At 70.0% G+C, this 17,901-nt stretch carries 24 protein-coding genes and 1 tRNA gene; 18 read left to right on the top strand and 7 right to left on the bottom strand.

Annotated features, from left to right (window positions below):
• Positions 1 to 34: 34 nt before the first annotated feature.
• Entirely contained in the window at positions 35 to 949 is a 915-nt protein-coding gene (prmA, locus tag MNO14_RS13630; RefSeq protein WP_241944247.1) for a 50S ribosomal protein L11 methyltransferase, read from the bottom strand.
• A 430-nt stretch (positions 950 to 1,379) separates the two neighbouring features.
• Between prmA and MNO14_RS13625 the strand changes: the two genes are divergently transcribed.
• The gene (locus MNO14_RS13625; protein WP_241944246.1) at positions 1,380 to 2,345 is read left to right on the top strand and encodes a hypothetical protein; all 966 of its coding nucleotides are present in this window, start codon (positions 1,380 to 1,382) and stop codon (positions 2,343 to 2,345) included.
• Positions 2,342 to 2,791 (top strand): hypothetical protein, encoded by a 450-nt coding sequence (locus tag MNO14_RS13620; protein ID WP_241944245.1) that lies wholly within the window; start codon positions 2,342 to 2,344, stop codon positions 2,789 to 2,791. The genes MNO14_RS13625 and MNO14_RS13620 overlap by 4 nt, the downstream gene beginning before the upstream one ends.
• 208 nt (positions 2,792 to 2,999) lie before the next feature.
• Here the strand turns inward: MNO14_RS13620 and MNO14_RS13615 are convergent, their stop codons facing one another.
• Positions 3,000 to 3,158, bottom strand: coding sequence for a hypothetical protein (locus MNO14_RS13615; protein ID WP_241944244.1), 159 nt, complete (start codon positions 3,156 to 3,158; stop codon positions 3,000 to 3,002).
• A gap of 228 nt (positions 3,159 to 3,386) precedes the next feature.
• Between MNO14_RS13615 and dusA the strand changes: the two genes are divergently transcribed.
• The 4 genes from dusA to MNO14_RS13595 all read left to right on the top strand — a co-directional run bounded on the left by dusA (position 3,387) and on the right by MNO14_RS13595 (position 7,186).
• Positions 3,387 to 4,367, top strand: coding sequence for a tRNA dihydrouridine(20/20a) synthase DusA (gene dusA, locus MNO14_RS13610; RefSeq protein WP_241944243.1), 981 nt, complete (start codon positions 3,387 to 3,389; stop codon positions 4,365 to 4,367).
• Between the two features lie 360 nt (positions 4,368 to 4,727).
• Positions 4,728 to 4,919 (top strand): hypothetical protein, encoded by a 192-nt coding sequence (locus tag MNO14_RS13605; RefSeq protein ID WP_241944242.1) that lies wholly within the window; start codon positions 4,728 to 4,730, stop codon positions 4,917 to 4,919.
• Positions 4,920 to 4,976: 57 nt separating this feature from the next.
• Complete coding sequence (locus MNO14_RS13600; protein ID WP_232115533.1) at positions 4,977 to 5,663, top strand: response regulator transcription factor; 687 nt, start codon at positions 4,977 to 4,979, stop codon at positions 5,661 to 5,663.
• Positions 5,664 to 5,740: 77 nt separating this feature from the next.
• Positions 5,741 to 7,186 carry a sensor histidine kinase gene (locus tag MNO14_RS13595; RefSeq protein WP_241944241.1) on the top strand — a complete coding sequence of 482 codons (1,446 nt, stop codon included), beginning with the start codon at positions 5,741 to 5,743 and terminating at the stop codon, positions 7,184 to 7,186.
• A 41-nt stretch (positions 7,187 to 7,227) separates the two neighbouring features.
• Here the strand turns inward: MNO14_RS13595 and MNO14_RS13590 are convergent, their stop codons facing one another.
• Complete coding sequence (locus MNO14_RS13590) at positions 7,228 to 7,971, bottom strand: M90 family metallopeptidase (RefSeq protein ID WP_241946348.1); 744 nt, start codon at positions 7,969 to 7,971, stop codon at positions 7,228 to 7,230.
• Between the two features lie 25 nt (positions 7,972 to 7,996).
• Positions 7,997 to 8,269, bottom strand: coding sequence for a hypothetical protein (locus MNO14_RS13585; protein ID WP_241944240.1), 273 nt, complete (start codon positions 8,267 to 8,269; stop codon positions 7,997 to 7,999).
• Positions 8,270 to 8,428: 159 nt separating this feature from the next.
• Between MNO14_RS13585 and birA the strand changes: the two genes are divergently transcribed.
• From birA to MNO14_RS13555, 6 genes are all read left to right on the top strand, one after another.
• Positions 8,429 to 9,427, top strand: coding sequence for a bifunctional biotin--[acetyl-CoA-carboxylase] ligase/biotin operon repressor BirA (birA, locus tag MNO14_RS13580; protein ID WP_241944239.1), 999 nt, complete (start codon positions 8,429 to 8,431; stop codon positions 9,425 to 9,427).
• Positions 9,424 to 10,170, top strand: coding sequence for a type III pantothenate kinase (locus MNO14_RS13575; protein WP_241944238.1), 747 nt, complete (start codon positions 9,424 to 9,426; stop codon positions 10,168 to 10,170). The genes birA and MNO14_RS13575 overlap by 4 nt, the downstream gene beginning before the upstream one ends.
• 9 nt (positions 10,171 to 10,179) lie before the next feature.
• Positions 10,180 to 10,878, top strand: coding sequence for an SPOR domain-containing protein (locus tag MNO14_RS13570; RefSeq protein WP_241944237.1), 699 nt, complete (start codon positions 10,180 to 10,182; stop codon positions 10,876 to 10,878).
• Between the two features lie 27 nt (positions 10,879 to 10,905).
• Positions 10,906 to 10,981 (top strand) — tRNA-Thr (locus MNO14_RS13565).
• An 88-nt stretch (positions 10,982 to 11,069) separates the two neighbouring features.
• Positions 11,070 to 11,468 (top strand): Rap1a/Tai family immunity protein, encoded by a 399-nt coding sequence (locus tag MNO14_RS13560; RefSeq protein ID WP_241944236.1) that lies wholly within the window; start codon positions 11,070 to 11,072, stop codon positions 11,466 to 11,468.
• 65 nt (positions 11,469 to 11,533) lie between these two features.
• The gene (locus MNO14_RS13555) at positions 11,534 to 11,758 is read left to right on the top strand and encodes a hypothetical protein (RefSeq protein WP_241944235.1); all 225 of its coding nucleotides are present in this window, start codon (positions 11,534 to 11,536) and stop codon (positions 11,756 to 11,758) included.
• Between the two features lie 10 nt (positions 11,759 to 11,768).
• Here the strand turns inward: MNO14_RS13555 and MNO14_RS13550 are convergent, their stop codons facing one another.
• Together MNO14_RS13550 and MNO14_RS16700 are read right to left on the bottom strand one after the other, a co-directional pair.
• The gene (locus tag MNO14_RS13550) at positions 11,769 to 12,194 is read right to left on the bottom strand and encodes a hypothetical protein (protein WP_241944234.1); all 426 of its coding nucleotides are present in this window, start codon (positions 12,192 to 12,194) and stop codon (positions 11,769 to 11,771) included.
• Between the two features lie 73 nt (positions 12,195 to 12,267).
• Entirely contained in the window at positions 12,268 to 12,453 is a 186-nt protein-coding gene (locus MNO14_RS16700) for an excalibur calcium-binding domain-containing protein (protein WP_343226424.1), read from the bottom strand.
• A gap of 420 nt (positions 12,454 to 12,873) precedes the next feature.
• Here MNO14_RS16700 and rocF point away from each other — a divergent pair, with 420 nt between their 5' ends.
• From rocF to MNO14_RS13520, 6 genes are all read left to right on the top strand, one after another.
• On the top strand, positions 12,874 to 13,797 hold the full coding sequence (gene rocF, locus MNO14_RS13545) for an arginase (protein ID WP_241944233.1): 924 nt from the start codon (positions 12,874 to 12,876) through the stop codon (positions 13,795 to 13,797).
• A gap of 132 nt (positions 13,798 to 13,929) precedes the next feature.
• Entirely contained in the window at positions 13,930 to 14,088 is a 159-nt protein-coding gene (locus MNO14_RS13540) for an entericidin A/B family lipoprotein (RefSeq protein WP_241944232.1), read from the top strand.
• A 242-nt stretch (positions 14,089 to 14,330) separates the two neighbouring features.
• Complete coding sequence (locus MNO14_RS13535) at positions 14,331 to 14,531, top strand: CsbD family protein (RefSeq protein ID WP_183427715.1); 201 nt, start codon at positions 14,331 to 14,333, stop codon at positions 14,529 to 14,531.
• A 180-nt stretch (positions 14,532 to 14,711) separates the two neighbouring features.
• Complete coding sequence (locus tag MNO14_RS13530; protein WP_241944231.1) at positions 14,712 to 16,031, top strand: tryptophan--tRNA ligase; 1,320 nt, start codon at positions 14,712 to 14,714, stop codon at positions 16,029 to 16,031.
• Positions 16,028 to 16,339 (top strand): hypothetical protein, encoded by a 312-nt coding sequence (locus MNO14_RS13525; protein WP_241944230.1) that lies wholly within the window; start codon positions 16,028 to 16,030, stop codon positions 16,337 to 16,339. Before MNO14_RS13530 ends, MNO14_RS13525 begins: the two co-directional genes overlap by 4 nt.
• Before the next feature lie 85 nt (positions 16,340 to 16,424).
• A complete protein-coding gene (locus tag MNO14_RS13520; protein ID WP_241944229.1) occupies positions 16,425 to 17,360 on the top strand; it encodes an MBL fold metallo-hydrolase in 936 nt (311 codons plus the stop codon).
• 55 nt (positions 17,361 to 17,415) lie between these two features.
• On the opposite strand, the gene MNO14_RS13515 is transcribed toward MNO14_RS13520, so the two are convergent.
• Complete coding sequence (locus tag MNO14_RS13515; RefSeq protein WP_241944228.1) at positions 17,416 to 17,838, bottom strand: hypothetical protein; 423 nt, start codon at positions 17,836 to 17,838, stop codon at positions 17,416 to 17,418.
• Positions 17,839 to 17,901: the final 63 nt, after the last annotated feature.

Raw genomic sequence — 17,901 nt, 5'->3', positions numbered from 1 at the left:
GGCTATTGAAGCATGGGCTTGCGCGGATGCGGACTCAGCGCCGCACGCCGTCGATGCGCACCCAATCGCCTTCGCGCGCGACCGCCAACTGCTCGAACCAGGGGCGATAGCGGCGCAGCAGCGCTTCCTCCTGGCCGTCGAGAATGCCCGACAGCGCGATCCGCCCGCCCGGGGCGACGCGCTCGGCCAGCGTCTCGGCCAGCGCATCGAGCGCGGTGGCCAGGATGTTGGCGACCACCACCGGATAGCTCGCCTGCGGCGCGTCGCCGGGCAGAAACACCGTCAGCGCCGCGTCCACGCCGTTGCGCGCGGCGTTGTCGCCCGAGGCCTGGAGCGCCTGCGGATCGTTGTCGACGCCGATCGCCTGGGCGGCGCCGAGCTTGAGCGCGGCGAGCGCGAGGATGCCGCTGCCGCATCCATAGTCGAGCACGGTGCGGCCATCGAGTGCGCCCTCGGCGGCCAATCCATCGAGCCACTGCAGACACAGCGAGGTCGTGGGATGGGTGCCCGAGCCGAAGGCCAGGCCCGGATCGAGGCGGACGATCGCCGCATCGTCGCCCGCCTCCTCGGGCACCTCGCTGTTCCACGGCACGATCCAGGTGCGTGCGCCGAAGCGCAGCGGCACGTACTGGTCCATCCAGGCGCGCTCCCAGTCCTGGTCCTCGACCTTGGCAAAGCCTGCCCGGGTCCAGTCGAGCCCGCCGTCGAAGGACTCGAGCGCGGCCAACAGCGCCAGCGCGTCGGTGTCGACCTCGAACAGTGCTGTCAGCACCACGGAGTTCCACAACGGCGTCTCGCCGACGCCCGGCTCCAGGATCGCCTGCTCGTTGGAGGTGTCGGCGTCGGCGTCGAGCATCGTCACCGCCAGGGCCCCCACGTCTTCGAGCGCGCGCGCATAGCGTGGCTGCTCCGCTTCGCTGCAGCGCAGGCTCAGTTCGAGGTGAGGCATGGTGAATTTCCGCGACGTGGGGCCGGCATCTTCGGCTCCACGTCCCGGCGCGTAAAGGCCGCGGCGTCTCCCAGTTGGCCGGCAGCGGGTCGGGCGGAGGCGGTGCGGGGTCGCCGACCGGCGCCGACACCAGGCCCTGCTCGATGCTCTCGGCCGGCGGCGCGGCGGCGCGGCGGCGCGGTCGCCGTCCGCATTGCGCGCGGTGACGCCCGCGCCAGCGTCCGGATTGCGGGTGGCAGCGTGGTCGGGCGGGGTGCGTGATGGCGTGACGGCAGTCACATACTGCGCCCGCCAGCTGGATCGGGAGGCCCGGCACGATGGGCTACAATCGCCGCCCCGTCCGGTTTTTTGCCCGCCGGCGGTTCGCCGCTCAGGCCGATGGCTCGGCGTGGGCGACACCGCTCCTGCCCGGACCCGCCGGAAGCCCGCCTTGCATCTGAGAGTCGCCGCCGTCCTCGCGCTCGTCGCCGCCGTGGTTCTGGGGCTGGCGTTCTCGCGTGCCGACGCGCCGGCCGCAGCGAACCGGAGCCGCGACGCAGCGCCCTCTGGCGAGGGGGCGGTGGCGGCGCTGGCGCCCGGGGCGGCGACCAAGACCCGCCCGCGCTTGGGTCGGGTGACCCGCCATGTCGCATCGCAGGGCCCAGCCGCGACAGTCCCGGTCTCGCGCCGGCAGGCCTTCGAGCGGTCGCAGGATCTGTTCGCGCTCGTCCAGCGATTGCGGCCGCTGGCCGAGACCGGCGACGCCGAAGCGCGCTGGCTGGTCAGCCGGATCCATGAGTATTGCGCCGGCTACGCCCGGGCGCCGGTCGACTACGCACGCGACACCTTGCTGCTCGCCAGCCTGCCCCTGCCGGCTGCGCGGCCGCTGCGCGAGGCGCGGGCTCGGATCGAGCGCCGCTGCGGGCGCTTCGTCGCCGACGACGCACCGAGTTTCGTGCAACTGGTCGAGCAGCGGCGCGAGGCGGCGCTGGCCGGCAGCCTGCCGGCCGAGGCGGCGTTGCTGTCGATGGGCGCGCCGCTCGCCGACGACGAGGATTATCGTCGCGGGCTGGTCGACCGCGTGCTCGAATCGGCTGACCCGGACGCCTATACCGCGCTGGCCCCGGCGATGGGCGAGGCGGCGGCCGGGGATCCGGCGCTGGCCGGGCGCGTGGCCGGCTCCCAGAACGCGGAGACCGCCTGGCACAACGCGGCCTGCAGCCTGGGCCTGGACTGCAGCGGCGACGGGGCGCTGATGACCCGGTACTGCGCCGAGGGTGGCATCTGCGCCCAGGATGAGAGCCAGGATTTCTCGGCGTTCGTCCGGGAGGCGTCGCCGCCGCAGGACGCCGAACAGATCGAAGAGATGACAGCTGAACTACGACGCGACCAGCAGGTCGGGATGGTGACGAAATGAAGCAGCGGGCGTTTTCGCGCAGGGTACGGTTCTGGTTCTGGGCCGCGGTCTTCTTCGGCTATTCGGTCGCGGTCGCTGGGGTGGTGGTCGATGCGATCGGCGACCATTACGGGGGCTTGGCCCGGGTCGCCGAGACCACCATCGAGGCGCCGCCCGAACAGCGCCGCCTTGGCGCCGCGCAAGTCGCCGCGTTGTATCGCGCGCAGAGCGCGACTCCGTTCCGGACGTTGCCGCCAGGGGCCACGTTCCGCGTGGTCTGGCCGGACGGGTCGAGCGAGCTGGTGCGCATCGTCAGCCAATCGAGCGAGCACGGCACGCAGTTGGTGGAGGGCTCGCAGGTCGGCGCGAGCGACCTGTCGCCGACGCAGGCCGAAGTGCAGGTGGTGCCGGTGTCGACGGCGACCCCGGCACGCCGCGGACCAAGCGCGAACGTACGCGCCGACTGACGTTCTCGACCACGCCTGCGCCCGTGCCATCGGTGTGCGGCGTGCCGCAGTGACGAGGCACACAACATAGATCGACAGACAGGACACGATCGATCCACGTGCGCGATGTCTGCGTAGTCTTGACGGACAGCGCGCGCCCACACACGCATTCATCGCATCGCAGTGCGCGTCGCCTGCGATTGGGGATGGCGAACGGTCGTCCCTGGCGTCACATCGTAGCCATGCCTGCTTCACAACCTCGCCCGGCGACCCAGGCCAGCGCATCGCTGGTGCGACGCGTGTCGTGCCACAGCAACGCCGTGCCCCGGCTCCACACGACCAGCGGCGCGGTGAACAGGGACACGAACACGATCGAACGGACCCTCAAGCGCGCCTGCGGCGCGATCGCCGTGCAGCACGCAACGTGCCTGCATCCACAGCGCCTCGGCGCCCCTGCGCCGATGCTGCCCTGATCATTCGAGACACGGCGTTTGAGGCGCCAGGCGCGGGGGCGCACAATGACCGGCCCTGCATGGCCCGCGCGACGCGTCGGGCCTCGCGCGACGCCCGCGCCGGCGGCATGGCCGGCATGTCGCAGCCCCCACGGAAGATCCGGATGCACGCTTTCGAACCCGATGCCCTGCGGCTCTCGGTCGCCCCGATGATGGACTGGACCGACGTTCATTGCCGGCAGTTCCACCGTATCCTCGCGCCCGGCGCGCGCCTGTACACCGAGATGGTGCACGCCAATGCGGTGATCCACGGCGACCGCGCGCGGTTGCTGGCGGCCACGCCTGAGCAGGCGCCGTTGGCGCTGCAACTGGGTGGCAGCGAGCCGACCTTGCTGGCGCAGGCGTCGGCGATCGCCGCCGAGCATGGGTTCGACGAGATCAATCTCAACTGCGGCTGCCCCTCGGATCGGGTGCAGGCTGGGCGCTTCGGCGCCTGCCTGATGCGCGAGCCGGCGCTGGTCGCCGACTGCATCGCGGCGATGGTCGCCGCCAGCCCGGTGCCGGTCACGGTGAAATGCCGGCTTGGGGTCGATGACGACGACGATTACGGCGCGTTTGCCGCGTTCGTCGATGGCGTGGTCGCCGCCGGTGCGTCGATGGTGGTGGTGCATGCGCGCAATGCCTGGCTGCAGGGGCTGTCGCCGAAGGAGAACCGCGACATCCCGCCGCTGCGCTACGACTGGGCCTGGCGGCTCAAGCGCGAGCGTCCGGCGCTGCCGGTCGTGGTCAACGGCGGCATCGCGACGCTGGAGGCGGCGCACGACCAGTTGGCGCATGTCGACGGGGTGATGCTGGGCCGCGCCGCGTACCACGATCCCTACCTGCTGCATCGCTTGGACGCCGCGTTGCGGGGGCGGGCGGAACGGCCGCGCGAGGCGTTGTTGCGGGCCTTGCGCCCCTGGATCGAGGCGCAGTTGGCCGAAGGCGTAGCGCTCAAGCACGTCGTGCGTCATGTGCTGGGTCTGTTCCACGGGCAGCCGGGTGGGCGCCGCTTCCGGCAGATCCTCAGCGAGGGCGCCCATCGACCGAGGGCCGGCTGGGCGCTAGTCGAGCAGGCGATCGAGGCGACTGCGGTGCCGGCATGATCCGTCGGCGTGGGGCCGAGTGGCCGACATTGCGCCCTGGGGCGAATCCGGACATGATCGGACCCCCTTCGAAGCTGAACACAGACAGCCTTGTCAACGAAAAGTTAAGGACGGATTCACTGCCTTCGCCCGACCATGCCTTGCATTAATTCGCCGACCCACGCTCAAGGAGCGGCTGTGCCTGCCCCGTCGTCCAGACCCTCTTGCTTGATCCTGCTCGCCGTAGCGTTCTGCGCCTCGGGCGCGGCCGTGACCGTGCGAGCGCAAGAGGGTCCGCCACTGGGTGACGCCCGCAGCGGGCCCGATATTCGGGCATCCTGGGGGCGGCAGAACGTGGGCCCGCGGGGCGCCCAGGATTCCATGTCCGATTCGGTCCGTCGGATCGAACGCACGACGCGGGGCCGGGTGCTCAGCGTAGAGCGGATGCATGCCGATGGTCGCGACGTCAATCGCATCAAGGTGATGGACGACAGCGGCCGGGTCCGGGTGTACGTCGACGATCCGCAGCAGCAGCGTGGGCGTACGCCCCGTGCACGCGGCGACGACGATTGATCCTGCATTCTCGCCCCAATTCACGGCCGGTCCGGCCGTTCGACCGGAGTTGACCCCATGCGAATCCTGCTCGTCGAAGACGAAGCTCCCCTGCGTGAGACCCTTGCCGCCCGGCTGAAGCGCGAAGGCTTCGCCGTCGACGCCGCCCAGGACGGCGAAGAGGGCCTGTACATGGGCCGCGAAGTGCCGTTCGACGTGGGCATCATCGACCTGGGGCTGCCGAAGATGTCGGGGATGGAGCTGATCAAGGCGCTGCGCGAGGAGGGCAAGCAGTTTCCGGTGCTGATCCTCACCGCGCGCTCGAGCTGGCAGGACAAGGTCGACGGCCTCAAGCAGGGCGCGGACGACTACTTGGTCAAGCCGTTCCACGTCGAGGAACTGCTCGCGCGCATCAATGCACTGGTCCGCCGCGCCGCGGGCTGGAGCAAGCCGACGCTCGAATGCGGCACGGTCACGCTGGATCTGGCCGCGCAGACAGTCAGCGTCGACGGCAAGAACGTCGATCTGACGAGTTACGAGTACAAGGTGCTTGAGTACTTGATGATGCATGCCGGCGAGTTGGTGTCGAAGGCCGACCTGACCGAGCACATCTACCAGCAGGACTTCGATCGCGATTCCAATGTGCTTGAGGTGTTCATCGGCCGCCTGCGCAAGAAGCTCGATCCCGACGGCGCGCTCAAGCCGATCGAGACCGTGCGCGGCCGTGGCTACCGGTTCGCGATTCCGCGCAACGGCGAGGGGTGAGCCGCACGGCCGGCGAGCGCGCCATCCGGCCCGTTGCCGCCACGCATCCGGGCGGCAACGCACGCCTGTGATCCGTCATGCCTGCTGAGTCCCGACGCCCCAAGACCAAGGTGCGGCGCCCCTCACGGTGGCGTCCGCGCTCGTTGCAGGCGCGCCAGTTGCTGGCGGCCAGTATCGGTCTGCTCGCGTTCCTGGCATTGGCCGGCTATGCGCTCGATCGGGCGTTCATCGACGTCGCCAGCGAAGGCCAGCGCGAGCGCCTGCGCAACTACGTCTACGCCTACGCCGGCGATATCGAGTTCCTGCGCGGCGGTGAGATCTACCTGCCGTCCGAGTCGCCGCCCGACGACCGCTTTCTGCGCCCGGGCAGTGGTCTGTATGCCGAGGTGGTGCTGCCCAGCGGCACCTGGGCCTCGCGTTCGGCGTCGGGCCCGCAGTTGCCCGAGGCGACCATGCTCGGCGCGCGCGAGGAGAAGTTCGAAGGCCCGCTGCCGATCGTGCGCAGCGACGGCTCGCCGGGTGAGGTCTATCGCTACGGCCTGGGCCTGTTGTGGTCGCCCGAAGAGATGCGCACAGACGACGAGTTCGCCTACACCATCTATGTGATGGAGGATGCCGGCATTGTGCCGCGCCAGGTACGGGTGTTCCGGGCCGCGCTGTGGGTGAACCTCGGCATCGCGGGCATGATCCTGCTGCTGCTGCAGGCGCTGATCGTGCGCTGGAGCCTATGGCCGTTGCGGCGGGTCGAACACGAACTGGTGCGCGTGCAGCGCGGCCAGGCCGACCGCATGGGCATGCAGCATCCGCGCGAGCTACTGCCGCTGACCGAAAGCATCAACGCACTGATCGAAAGCGAGCGCGAGCACCTCGCACGTCAGCGCAACACGATGTCCGACCTGGCGCACAGCCTCAAGACGCCGCTGGCGGTGCTGCGCTCGCGGCTCGACGCCGGCACCGGCGAGGCCGAACTGCGGGAGGAGGTCGAGACCCAGTTGCAGCGCATGACCGACCTAGTGACCTACCAACTCGCGCGTGCGGCCTCCAGCGGCCACCAGCTGTTCTCGGCCGCGATCGAGATCGAACCGCATGCCGAGCAGATCGTGCGCGGGCTGGAGAAGATCTACGCCGCCAAGGGCGCGGTCTGCGAGTTCGAGATCGACGCGGCGGCGCGCTTCCACGGCGAGCCCGGCGATCTGCAGGAACTGCTCGGCAACCTGCTCGAGAACGCCTTCAAGTGGGCGCGTTCGCGCGTGCTGCTGACGGTGCGCTCGGGCGACACCGCGCCCAACCGGCGGCCGGGCTTGGTGCTGGTGGTCGAGGACGATGGCCCGGGCATCCCACCCGATCGCGTGGCAACGGTGCTCCAGCGCGGCGTGCGCGGCGACGAACGCGTGCAGGGCCACGGCATCGGCCTGTCGATCGTGCAGGACATCGTGCACAGCTACCGCGGCGAACTGCATGTGGGGCGTTCGGAAGAGTTGGGCGGGGCCTGCTTCTCGGTACGGCTGCCGCCGGGCTTCTGAGTGGTCCCGGCGGCGGCGTTTGGCCAAAGCGGCGCCGTCGCCTACGCCAGCGGAGACCGGCCGTAGAAGCGTTCGAGGTGCGCGGCGACCTCGGGCAGCGCGTCGCGCAGCAACGTCGGCGCGCTGAAGTGGTATTCGCTGCAGACCGCGAAGAATTCCTCGGGCGCCTCGGCCGCGTACGGGTCGAGCGCGGTGTCGTGCCCGGCATCGACGCGGGCGACGAAGCCATCGAACGCGCGCTGGAAGTCCTGGGCCCAGGCGCGCTGCCACGGACGCGGCAGCGGCGGGGTGCCGTCGAGCACGCCGTCGAGCGCATCGAGCTTGTGCGCCATCTCGTGCACGGCCACGCAGAAGCCGCCGTCGGGCTCGGCGATGTCGCTCTGGATGTCGGCCCAAGACAGCACCAGCGGCCCGCTCTCCCAGGCTTCGCCGATCAACTCGTCGTCCCACTCGTGCATCACGCCGGCGGCGTCGACGTGGCTGCGGTTCACCCGGAATGCGTCGGGGTACACGATCAGTTGCGACCAGCCGTGCAGCCCCTCGTCGCCGAACTCGAGCAGCGGCAGGCAGCACAGCGTTGCGAGCAACAGCCGCCCGCGCTCGTCCAGCACCAGGCCGGCGACCGGGGTGATGGTCTTGCGGTGCAGAAAGCGCGCTGCGAGCGTGCGCAGCCGCGCCGCGCGCGTGTCATCAAGCGCGTGGACCCAGGGCAAGTGGTGGCGGATGGCCGCCCAGTCCGCATCGGGGACGGGGGGCGGGGCGTCCGGGAACAGGCGCCGGATCAGCGAACGCACGACCGGTGCCGTCGCCTCAGCGGAACATGCCGGGCAGGAAGCTATGCCAGCGTGGGCCGCGCAGCGGGCCGTCGCTCTCGATGCCGCCGGAGGTCGCCGGCCGGGTCTTCGACGCGCTGGCCGGCGGCGGACGCCGGACGGCATCGCCGCCGGCCGCCTCGGGCGCGGAGGCCGCAGGCGCGGCTGCGCAGGGCGGAACGTCCGAGGGGCCGGGGACGCGCGCTTCGCGGGCCGCTGCCGGCAGGCAGGCGGCGAGCAACAGCGCGCAGAACATCGCTCGTATCGACATCGAAGACCCCGGCAGCCAGGCGGACACGGATATCGGCCGACTATAGCGCAGGTCGCGCGTCCGCGACGTTGCGTCGCAGCAGCGCACGACAGCAGCGGCGCCCTCGCCGATAATTGCCGGCATGCCTGTCTCCGCCGCCCATCCGCCCGCGACCACCGCATGACCACGCCCAACGCCGAGCGCGCCTTGCTGGCGCGGCTGATCGCAGGCCCGGTGTCGGGCGATGCGCTGGCGCGCGCGTCGGGACAGACGCGCGCGGCGGTCTGGAAGCGGATCGGCCTGCTGCGCGAGGCCGGCGTGCCGATCGAGGCTCGGCGCGGGCAGGGCTATGTGCTGGCCCACCCGGTGTCGCTGCTCGACCGTGACGCGATCATCGCGGCATTGCCGGCCGAGGCGCGCGCGGGCCTGGATCGGCTCGACGTGGCCTGGACCCTGGATTCGACCAACGCCGAACTGCTGCGCCGACCCATGCCGGGCGTGGCTGTCGAGGCGCTGCTGGCCGAGCGCCAGACCGGCGGGCGCGGGCGCCGGGGCCGGACCTGGTGCTCGCCGCTGGCCGCGCACATCTACCTGTCGCTGCAGCGTAGCTTCGAAGGCGGGCTCGCGCGCCTGGGCGGGCTGAGCCTGGTGGCCGGCGTCGCCGCGGTGGAGGCGCTGCACGGGCTCGGTGTCGGCGACGTGCGACTCAAGTGGCCGAACGACCTGGTGGTGTCGGACAGCGCCGGGCTGCGCAAGCTCGGCGGCGTGCTGGTCGAAGGCGGCGGCGAGCACGCCGGGCCGGTGCGCGCGGTGCTGGGCATCGGCATCAATGTCCGGATGCCCGCCGCCGACGCTGCCCGGATCGACCAGCCCTGGATCGACCTGGCGACACTCGTGCCCGCACTGCCGTCGCGCGATGTGGTTGCCGCTGCGGTGATCGGTGCCTGGATTCCGGCGCTGGCGCGCTTCGATCGCGATGGCCTGGCGCCGTTCCTGCCTGCATTCGCAGCGGTCGACGCGCTGGCCGGCCGCGCGGTCCGGGTGCAGACCGGGACCGGCGTGCTCGAGGGCATGGCCGACGGCATCGCCGATGACGGCGCGCTGCGCGTCCGGTTCGACGACGGCGTCAGGACCTACCACGCAGGCGAAGTCAGCGTGCGCAACGGGGACGCGACATGACGGTCTGGCTGTTCGACCTGGGCAACACCCGGCTCAAGTACGCGCCGCTCGACGGTGCGGACATCGGACCGGTCGCCGGGACGGCGCATGCTGCCGGCGGGCTGGATCCGACATGGATCGAGCGCCTGCCGCCGAAGATCGAGACCGCGGTGGTGGCCAGTGTCGCGTCGCCGGCCTTGCGGGCGGTGCTGCTCGACGCGCTGGCCGCACGTGGCGCGCAGGTCGAACTGGCGCGCACGCTGCCGGCGCTCGATGGCTTGACCATCGCCTATGCCGACCCGACACGACTGGGCGTGGACCGGTTCCTCTCTTTGTTGGCGGCGCGCGCGCAGGCCGCAGCGCCCGTGGTGGTGGTCGGCGTGGGCACTGCGCTGACGATCGACCTGCTCGATGCCGACGGTCGGCACCTGGGGGGCCGCATCGCGCCATCGCCGACGCTGATGCGCGAGGCCTTGCAACGCCGGGTCGCGCAACTGCCGGCCACAGGCGGACGCTATGTCGAGTTCGCGAGCGACACGGACGACGCGTTGGCCTCGGGTTGCGAAGGCGCCGCCGTGGCGCTGGTCGAGCGCAGCCTCGCCCAGACCGCGACGCGGATCGGCGGCACGCCCGATCTGCTGCTGCACGGCGGCGGCGCGGCGGACCTGCAGTCGCATCTGCCGCAGGCGCAGATGCGGCCCGATCTGGTCCTGGCCGGCCTGGCGCGCTGGTACCGTGCGAGGCCGAGCAGGACCGGCGCCTAGGAGACTCCCATGCTACTGCGCGCGATCGCCCTGCTGCTGGTGATCCTCAATCTCGGTGTCGCCGCCTGGTGGGCACTGCGCGACACGCCGGCCGAATCGCCGCCTCTCCCCGCGGAGACCGCGCCCACGCTGACCTTGCTCCCGCCGCAGGCCGCGCCACCGGCGCCGATGCCGCTGGCCGAGGCCTTCGAGAGCGAGGAGACCGCAGCGCTCGACGGCGACAGCGATGGCGACGCGGTGGTAGAGCCGCGCTGCGTCGCACTCGGCCCGTTCGCCGATGCGGCTGCACGCGATGCCGCGCGCCAGCGTCTGGCCGGCGACGGCGTCCGCGTGTCCGCGCGCGAGGTCGCTGTCGCGCCGCGCGGATGGCGCGTCTGGCTGCCGCCGCAGCGCGACCGCGCCGCGGCCGATGCGATGGCCGCACGGCTGCGCGCGGCCGGGATCGAGGATCAGTACGTGATCGCCGACGGCAACGACGCGTACGGCATCGCGCTGGGGCGCTTCGACAGCGAAGCGCCCGCGCGGGCGCGCGTCGAGACCCTGCGCGTCGCCGGCTTTACCGTCCAGGCCGAGCCGATCGGCGGCCAGGTGCAGCTCTGGCTCGACGCGCTGGTCGATGCGGCGACCGCCGATGCCGCGCTGCGCACGCGCACCGGCGCGCCCCGGGCCGAACCCGGCCACTGCGCCACCACCCAGGATGCAGGTTAGAATCCCCGCGCGGCCTCGCCGCCCCATGCCGGCATAGCTCAGTTGGTAGAGCAACCGCCTTGTAAGCGGTAGGTCCCCAGTTCGAACCCGGGTGCCGGCACCATCTACGGATTCCAGGTCATCCCGGGAGGCGGGGACCACGAACGCCTCGGTCTGGATAGAATCGGGTCGACTGCGTCCAGGGGATGACGATGAAGCAGGGAGGCATCGCGGCCGGCGTGGCCGCGGTTGTGATCGCGCTGCTCGCGCCAGCGGCTTCGGCCTCCGGTGTCGACCAGCCCCCGCGCACGGTCGGCGAGCTTGCCACATGGTGCCGCGACGGCCTGCAGCCATGGATCCCTGGCGACGAGCCACCTGCCGCCGAGGCAGCGCGCGGCGCCTACTGCTTTGCCTACGTGCAGGCGGTGATCGACAACAAGTTCGTCGCGCCAGGCAACCCGTACTGCTTCCCGGTCGGTGCATCGCACCGCGAGGTGATCGAGGGCTTTGTGGTGTACGCGGCACACGCGCCGCGCAAGCTGCAGGAGGCAGAAGTCGGGGCCGGTGTCGACGCGGCGCTGCAGGCGGCGTATAGCTGCCCCACGCGCTGATTGGGGAAGGTCACATCGAGCGCGCAAAGTCAGATCAGAAAGGATCTAAAGCGGAGGGAAGCGCAATGGCTAGACGCAAGAAAAGTATCGTCTCGTGGAACAAGGTCTTGGGTGTGACGAAGGCCAAGCGCGACTTCGCGCGAATGACTGGCATCCCCACCACCAGGTCCGGCCGGCAAGCGAAGCTCGGTCGTGCCATGGGCTGCAGCGTGGTTCTGGTCGCTGGCGCGGGCGTCGTGTTGGCGCTGGTCGCGGGCGCTTGGATGGTATTGCCGACCGCGCTTGCGTAGCGCCTCCGCGTCAATCCTGCAGCTTTGCGATCGCCCAGCCGGCGGCGAGCTCGAACGCGGCTTGCGGGTCCGAAACGCGGGCGAACCCCTCGCCGCTGGTGACCTCGAACACGCCGTCTTCCACCAGTCGCACGCTCGATAGCACGCGCGACGACTCCGGCCCGATCCTGTACGCCTCCCACCGAGACCGATCGACGTACTCGCCGCACAGCGGATTCCGCCAGCCGCGGTCGTTGAAGATGGAATCGCCGAGCGACGGCATTTCGGCCAGGCCGGCAGGCGGGATCACATGCGGCTCGCGAGAGCGTAGGAGGGCGGCTTTGGCTGTTGATCTGGAAGGCATGCCGGGCATCATCCCGGCCGTGGTCGCATGGGCTGCGACCCGCGCGACGCTGGCGCGGCGCTCCCCGTCAGTTCTCAACTCCTCTTCGCGCACTCGGTGTTGCTGAAAAGCGCGCCCAGCGTAGATCGGTGACGCGGCAGAACGGGAGTGTGGACGGCAATACTGGCTATTCGCAGCCAATCCCGTCCCCATCCCTGTCCAAGTGCGGCCCATAGCCTGGCTCTCCGCGTCGGACGGGTGCCGCGCCTGCCTCTCGGGCCTCTGTGCAGTTGCGATATGACCATCCCGTGGCTGGCACGAACGTGGATGGAGCGAGGGGCTGCCGCGGCGCCGGCGGTACCGATGGCGCCATGTGGCAGTGATAGTCGCCGGTCTTCCGGTTGTGGTGGCAGCCCTCTGCGTTGAGGCCCCCCGGGTGCGCTTGTGCCATTGCCGCTGCGGCAAAGAGGAGGGCCAGTCCCGCGCTTCTGTACATGATCCTTCCTTGGTGATCGGGTGGGCAGGTTCGAGCATGGCGCCTCGGCTGATAGACTGCGTTCCTTGCCAGTGGCGCGCCCATGGAAGTTTCGTGGCACGCGTCCGGCTTTGCTAGAAGTTCCAAACGATTTCAACCGGCCCCCATGGGTTTCGAACCCGGGTGCCGGCACCATCCAGACGCCGTTTCCGCGACCCGCGCCGCCCAGGCGCCTCCCCATGGCCGCACGGTGTCCGTCGTCCGCGCGTGGCCCCGTCCGCCCGCGGCCTGCGTTTCGCCAGTCGCCCAGGAGAAGCCATGCAGCACGCGTACCCGCCGGTCTCGATCTTCGGTGTGCCCACGGATGTGGGCGCAGGGCGTCGCGGGGCCTCGATGGGGCCCGAGGGTCTGCGCGTGGCCGGTCTGGCCGAGGCTCTGCTCGCGCGCCGGATCGACGTCGTCGACCTGGGCGACCTCAAGGGGCCTCGGAATCCGTGGCAGGGTCCGCAGGGTGGCTATCGGCATCTCGATGAGGTCGTGGCCTGGAACCAGGCGGTGCTCGAGGCCTCGTCGGCGGAGCTCGCGCGCGGGCGCATGCCGATCATGCTTGGCGGCGACCACTGCCTGGCGATCGGCTCGATCGCGGCGGTTGCGCGCCACTGCCGGGCCGTCGGCAAGACGCTGCGCGTGCTGTGGCTCGATGCGCACACCGATTTCAATACCTCGCAGATCACCCCGTCGGGCAACGTGCACGGGATGCCGGTCGCCTGCCTGTGCGGCATCGGGCCCGACGTGCTGACCGGGCTCGGCGGCGAAACGCCGGCCACGCGCGTCGACCAGTTCCGTCAGATCGGCATCCGTTCGGTCGATCCGGACGAGAAGCGCCTGGTCAAGGCGCACGGCCTGGATATCTACGACATGCGCTATATCGATGAGGTCGGCATGCGGCGCGTGGTCGAACAGGCGCTCGAGGGTGTCGATGCCGACACCCACCTGCATGTGAGCTTCGACGTCGACGTGCTCGACCCGACCATCGCCCCAGGCACCGGCACCCCGGTCCCGGGCGGCATCAACTATCGCGAGGCGCAGTTGGTGATGGAGATGATTGCCGACACCGGGCGGCTGGGGTCGCTGGACGTGGTGGAGGTCAACACCGCGCTCGACCATGGCAACGCCACCGCGGAGCTGGCGGTGGACCTGGTCGAAAGCCTGTTCGGAAAATCGACGCTGATGCGGGACTGAGGGCGCCGACGCGGGCTGATGCGGCGGGAGATGCCGGCGCGTTGCACGCGGCATTCACACTGCGGGCTCCTATAGTCCGCCCAACGGTTGCCTTGTCGCGCAATCGCCCGCGAAACCTCCCTGGAGAATCCCATGAAGCGTTTGACTGCACTTCTGCTGCTCGCCCTGTTCACCGTTGGCTCGCTGAGCGCCTGTAACACCGTCCGCGGCGCTGGCCAGGACGTCCAGAAGGTCGGCGAGAAGATGGAAGACGGTGCGAACGACACGGGTGGCACCACGCGTCGCCCCTGATCCACGCTCCGCGCATGCAATCCGAAAAAGCCGGCGAACGCCGGCTTTTTCTTGGGCGTTTTGGCGTGGCCCGACCGGCGCCATCCCGATGCTGAGTGAAACGCTCAGCGATGTGACGGCCGACATCATGATCCTTTGACCGCCACTTGATGTGCGCTGCGCGAGGATGTCCCCAAGCCCGCCGCGATTGCATCCGCATCGCCTCCGCGGACCTTCCGACCTCATGACAGGACGAAACGACGATGAATAAAGACATCATTTCCGGCAAGTGGACCCAGCTCAAGGGCAAGGCGCAGGCCAAGTGGGGCGACCTGACGGACGACGTGTTCGATGTCGCCGCCGGCGACAGCAAGTATCTGGCCGGCAAACTGCAGGAGAAGTACGGCTGGGAGCGTGACCGCGCCGAAAAGGAAGTGCGCGAGTTCGAGAAGACCCTCGACTGATCCGCTTCATCGAGATTCCATGCGCAACGACGGGTCGGTTCGCCGGCCCGTTTTCGTGTCCGGTCCAGTCGGGCCGGGGGCCCGGCCAGCACTTCGACCCGCAGGGCTGGCGGTGCCAGCACCGGGATCGGCTGCAGTCGAACGGGTAGACTGGGGCATCCCTGGTCTGTCGCTGCTGTCATGTCACAACGTCCCCTGCGCGTCCTCACCGGCATCAAGCCCTCCGGCACGCCGCACGTCGGCAACTACGTCGGCGCCGTGCGCCCGGCGGTCGCCGCCAGCAAGGCGCCGGGCACCGAGAGTTTCTACTTCCTCGCCGACCTCCACAGTCTAGTCAATACGCAGGACCCGGCCCGGGTGCAGCGCTCGACCCTGGAAGTCTCGGCCACGTGGCTGGCCGCCGGTCTGGACCCGGCGAAGGTCTGGTTCTATCGCCAGAGCGATGTGCCCGAGACCACCGAACTGATGTGGTTGTTGACCTGTGTGGCCGGCAAGGGCCTGCTCAACCGGGCGCATGCCTACAAGGCCGCCGTGGACCGGAATCGGGCCCAGGCGCTGGACGAGGATGCGTCGGTGACCGCCGGGCTCTATCTCTATCCGGTGCTGATGGCCGCCGACATCCTGATCTTCAACGCCGACCGCGTGCCGGTGGGGCGCGACCAGATCCAGCACATCGAGATGGCGCGCGACTTCGCGCAGCGCTTCAATCATCTGTACGGGCGCGAGTGGTTCACGCTGCCCGAAGCGGTGATCGACGACGACGTCGCCACGCTGCCCGGTCTGGACGGGCGCAAGATGAGCAAGAGCTACGACAACACCATTCCGCTGTTCGCGCCGCCTGCCCAGCTCAAGAAACTGGTGTTCTCGATTCTCACCGACTCGCGTGCACCGGGTGAGCCGAAGGATACCGAGGGCTCGGCGTTGTTCCAGCTCTATCAGGCGTTCGCCACGCCCGAGCAGACGGCCGCATTCGCGCAGGCCTTCGCCGACGGCATCGGTTGGGGCGAGGCCAAGCAACAGGCGCTCGATGTGATGGAGCGCGAGATCGCGCCGATGCGCGAGCGCTACGAGGCGTTGGTCGCGAGGCCGTCGGACATCGAGGACATCCTGCGCGATGGCGGGCGCCGGTTGCGCGAGCGCTATGCGACGCCGCTGCTGGCGCAACTGCGCGATGCGGTCGGCCTGCGCGATCTGGGCCGCGTGGCGGTGCCGGCCGCCGCCGGTGCGGCGGCGATCCGCAGCGAGCCGCCGCAGTTCAAGCAGTACCGCGAGGCCGACGGCCGGTTCTATTTCAAGCTTGTGGACGGCGACCGGGTGTTGCTGCAGAGCCACGGCTTCGACGCGCCGCGCGAGGCGGGGCAGAGCATTGCGCGCCTGCGTCGCGGCGAGCTGGCACCGGCGCAGGCGCCGGCCGAGCTTGGCGAGGGCGTCGCGCTGACCGACGTGCAGGCCGCGCTGGATGCGATTGCCGCGGCGGAGGCGGAGAAGGCGGCATCATGAACCCGCTCGTCGAGTTCAATCTGACACTGCTGCTGTTTCTGCCGTGGTTTGCGATCCTCGGCGTGCTTTTCTGGGTCTATCCGCGGCGTCCGCGTGGCGTGCGCCGCGTGCTCTACGATCTGGTCAGCCTGGCGGTGTCGGTCGTCGCCTTCCTGGTTTCGATCTACTGGGCGCAGACGAGCGCCGATCCGGTGCATGGCCATATGTGGCAGCAGATCCTGGCGACCGCGGTCGGCTACGGGGTATTCCTGGCAGTGCTGGGCGCCGCGTTCGTGCTGCGTCTGTCGCTCCTGCGGCCGCGCGACTGAGGCCAAGCTGCGCCTACGACCAAAGGCCCATGCGCGTCTTCCGGCGCACGCCTAGACTGCCGGGAGCGGACCTGGGAGCGACGCGATGCGTGACAACAGTGGCGGGATCACCATCATCGATACGGGCTATGTGCGGCCTGCGTTGTGCGCGGCCTATCTGGTGCGCTGTGGGGGGCGCGCCGCGCTGATCGACTGCGGGACCGCGACCTGCGCCCCACGTGTGCTCGCCGCGATCGATGCGGCCGGCGTGGACCGCGCATCGGTCGACTGGATCATGGTCACCCACGTACATCTCGACCACGCCGGCGGCGCGGGCCCGTTGATGCGCGCGCTGCCCAACGCGCGGCTGGTCGTGCATCCGCGCGGCGCGCCGCACATGATCGACCCGACGCGGTTGATCGCCGGTGCGAAGGCGGTGTACGGCGAAGCGGACTTCGCGCGCGACCACGCCGGCATTCTGCCGGTGCCCGAGGCGCGCGTGGTGATCGCCGACGACGGCCATGTCGTCGATCTGGCCGGCAGGGCGCTGGTCTGTGTCGACACGCCCGGCCATGCGCGCCACCACTACAGCGTCTGGGACGCGGCCACCCGCAGTTGGTTTGCGGGCGACACCTTCGGCATTTCCTATCGCGAGCTCGATACCGAGGCGGGCGCTTTCATTGTGCCGACGACCTCGCCGGTGCAGTTCGATCCGCAGCAGATGCACGCCTCCATCGATCGCCTGCTGGCGCGCGCACCCGCCTCGATCCGGATTGCGCACTACGGCGAGGTCACCGAGTGCATGCGACTCGGCAGCAACCTGCATACGGTGATCGATGCGATGGTCGCCATCGCGCAGGCGGCCGATGGACGCGACGACCGCCAGGCCGTGATCGTCGATGGCTTGGTGCGGCTTTATACCGAGCGGGCCGTGGCCCACGGCATCGTCGACGCGCCGGCGCGCGTGCGCGAGGTGCTCGGCGGCGACATCGCCCTCAATGCGCAGGGCCTGTGTGCGTGGCTGGATCGCATCGCGCGCTGACCGTGTGCCCAGGCTGCCCCCGCCGGCATCGCCGATGGGGGCCGGAAAGACCGGGTCAGGCCAACGGCGGCTGGCCCAGTTCGGCCAACAACTGGTTCTGCGCCTTGAGGGCGTTGGCACGCGGCAGCTTGGCCGTCACGCCCGGGTAGGACAGCGCGAGGTCGCCCTTGAGCAGCAGACCGTCGACGTGGACGTAGCTGCGGGTGGTGTAGCGGTTGCCGTCGCGCTCAACGTCCAGGCGCATCGGTGCGGTCAGGATGTTGATGCCCTTCTGATAGACGCGGCGGCGGCCGTCGTCGCTGCGCAGCTTGTAGCCGTTGGCCGCGGCCCAGGCGTCGACCCGGCCCAGCACGTCACCTTCCGCAGTGAACTCGCGCACGTCCCACGGATGGTTCGCGCTCTTGGCCTTGTGGGCCATGAAGTTGATCAGGCCGAAGCCCATCAGTCCGCCTGCGATCGTCGCGGTCAACATCGCCATCTTGCGATTCCTGTTCATGATGAATGGGGAGCGCACTGTAGTGTGCGCCATGTGAAGGCGGTG

Origin of the sequence: Luteimonas sp. S4-F44, assembly GCF_022637415.1 — a bacterium.
GTDB lineage: Bacteria > Pseudomonadota > Gammaproteobacteria > Xanthomonadales > Xanthomonadaceae > Luteimonas.
This window is presented reverse-complemented; position numbering and strand designations above follow the sequence as displayed.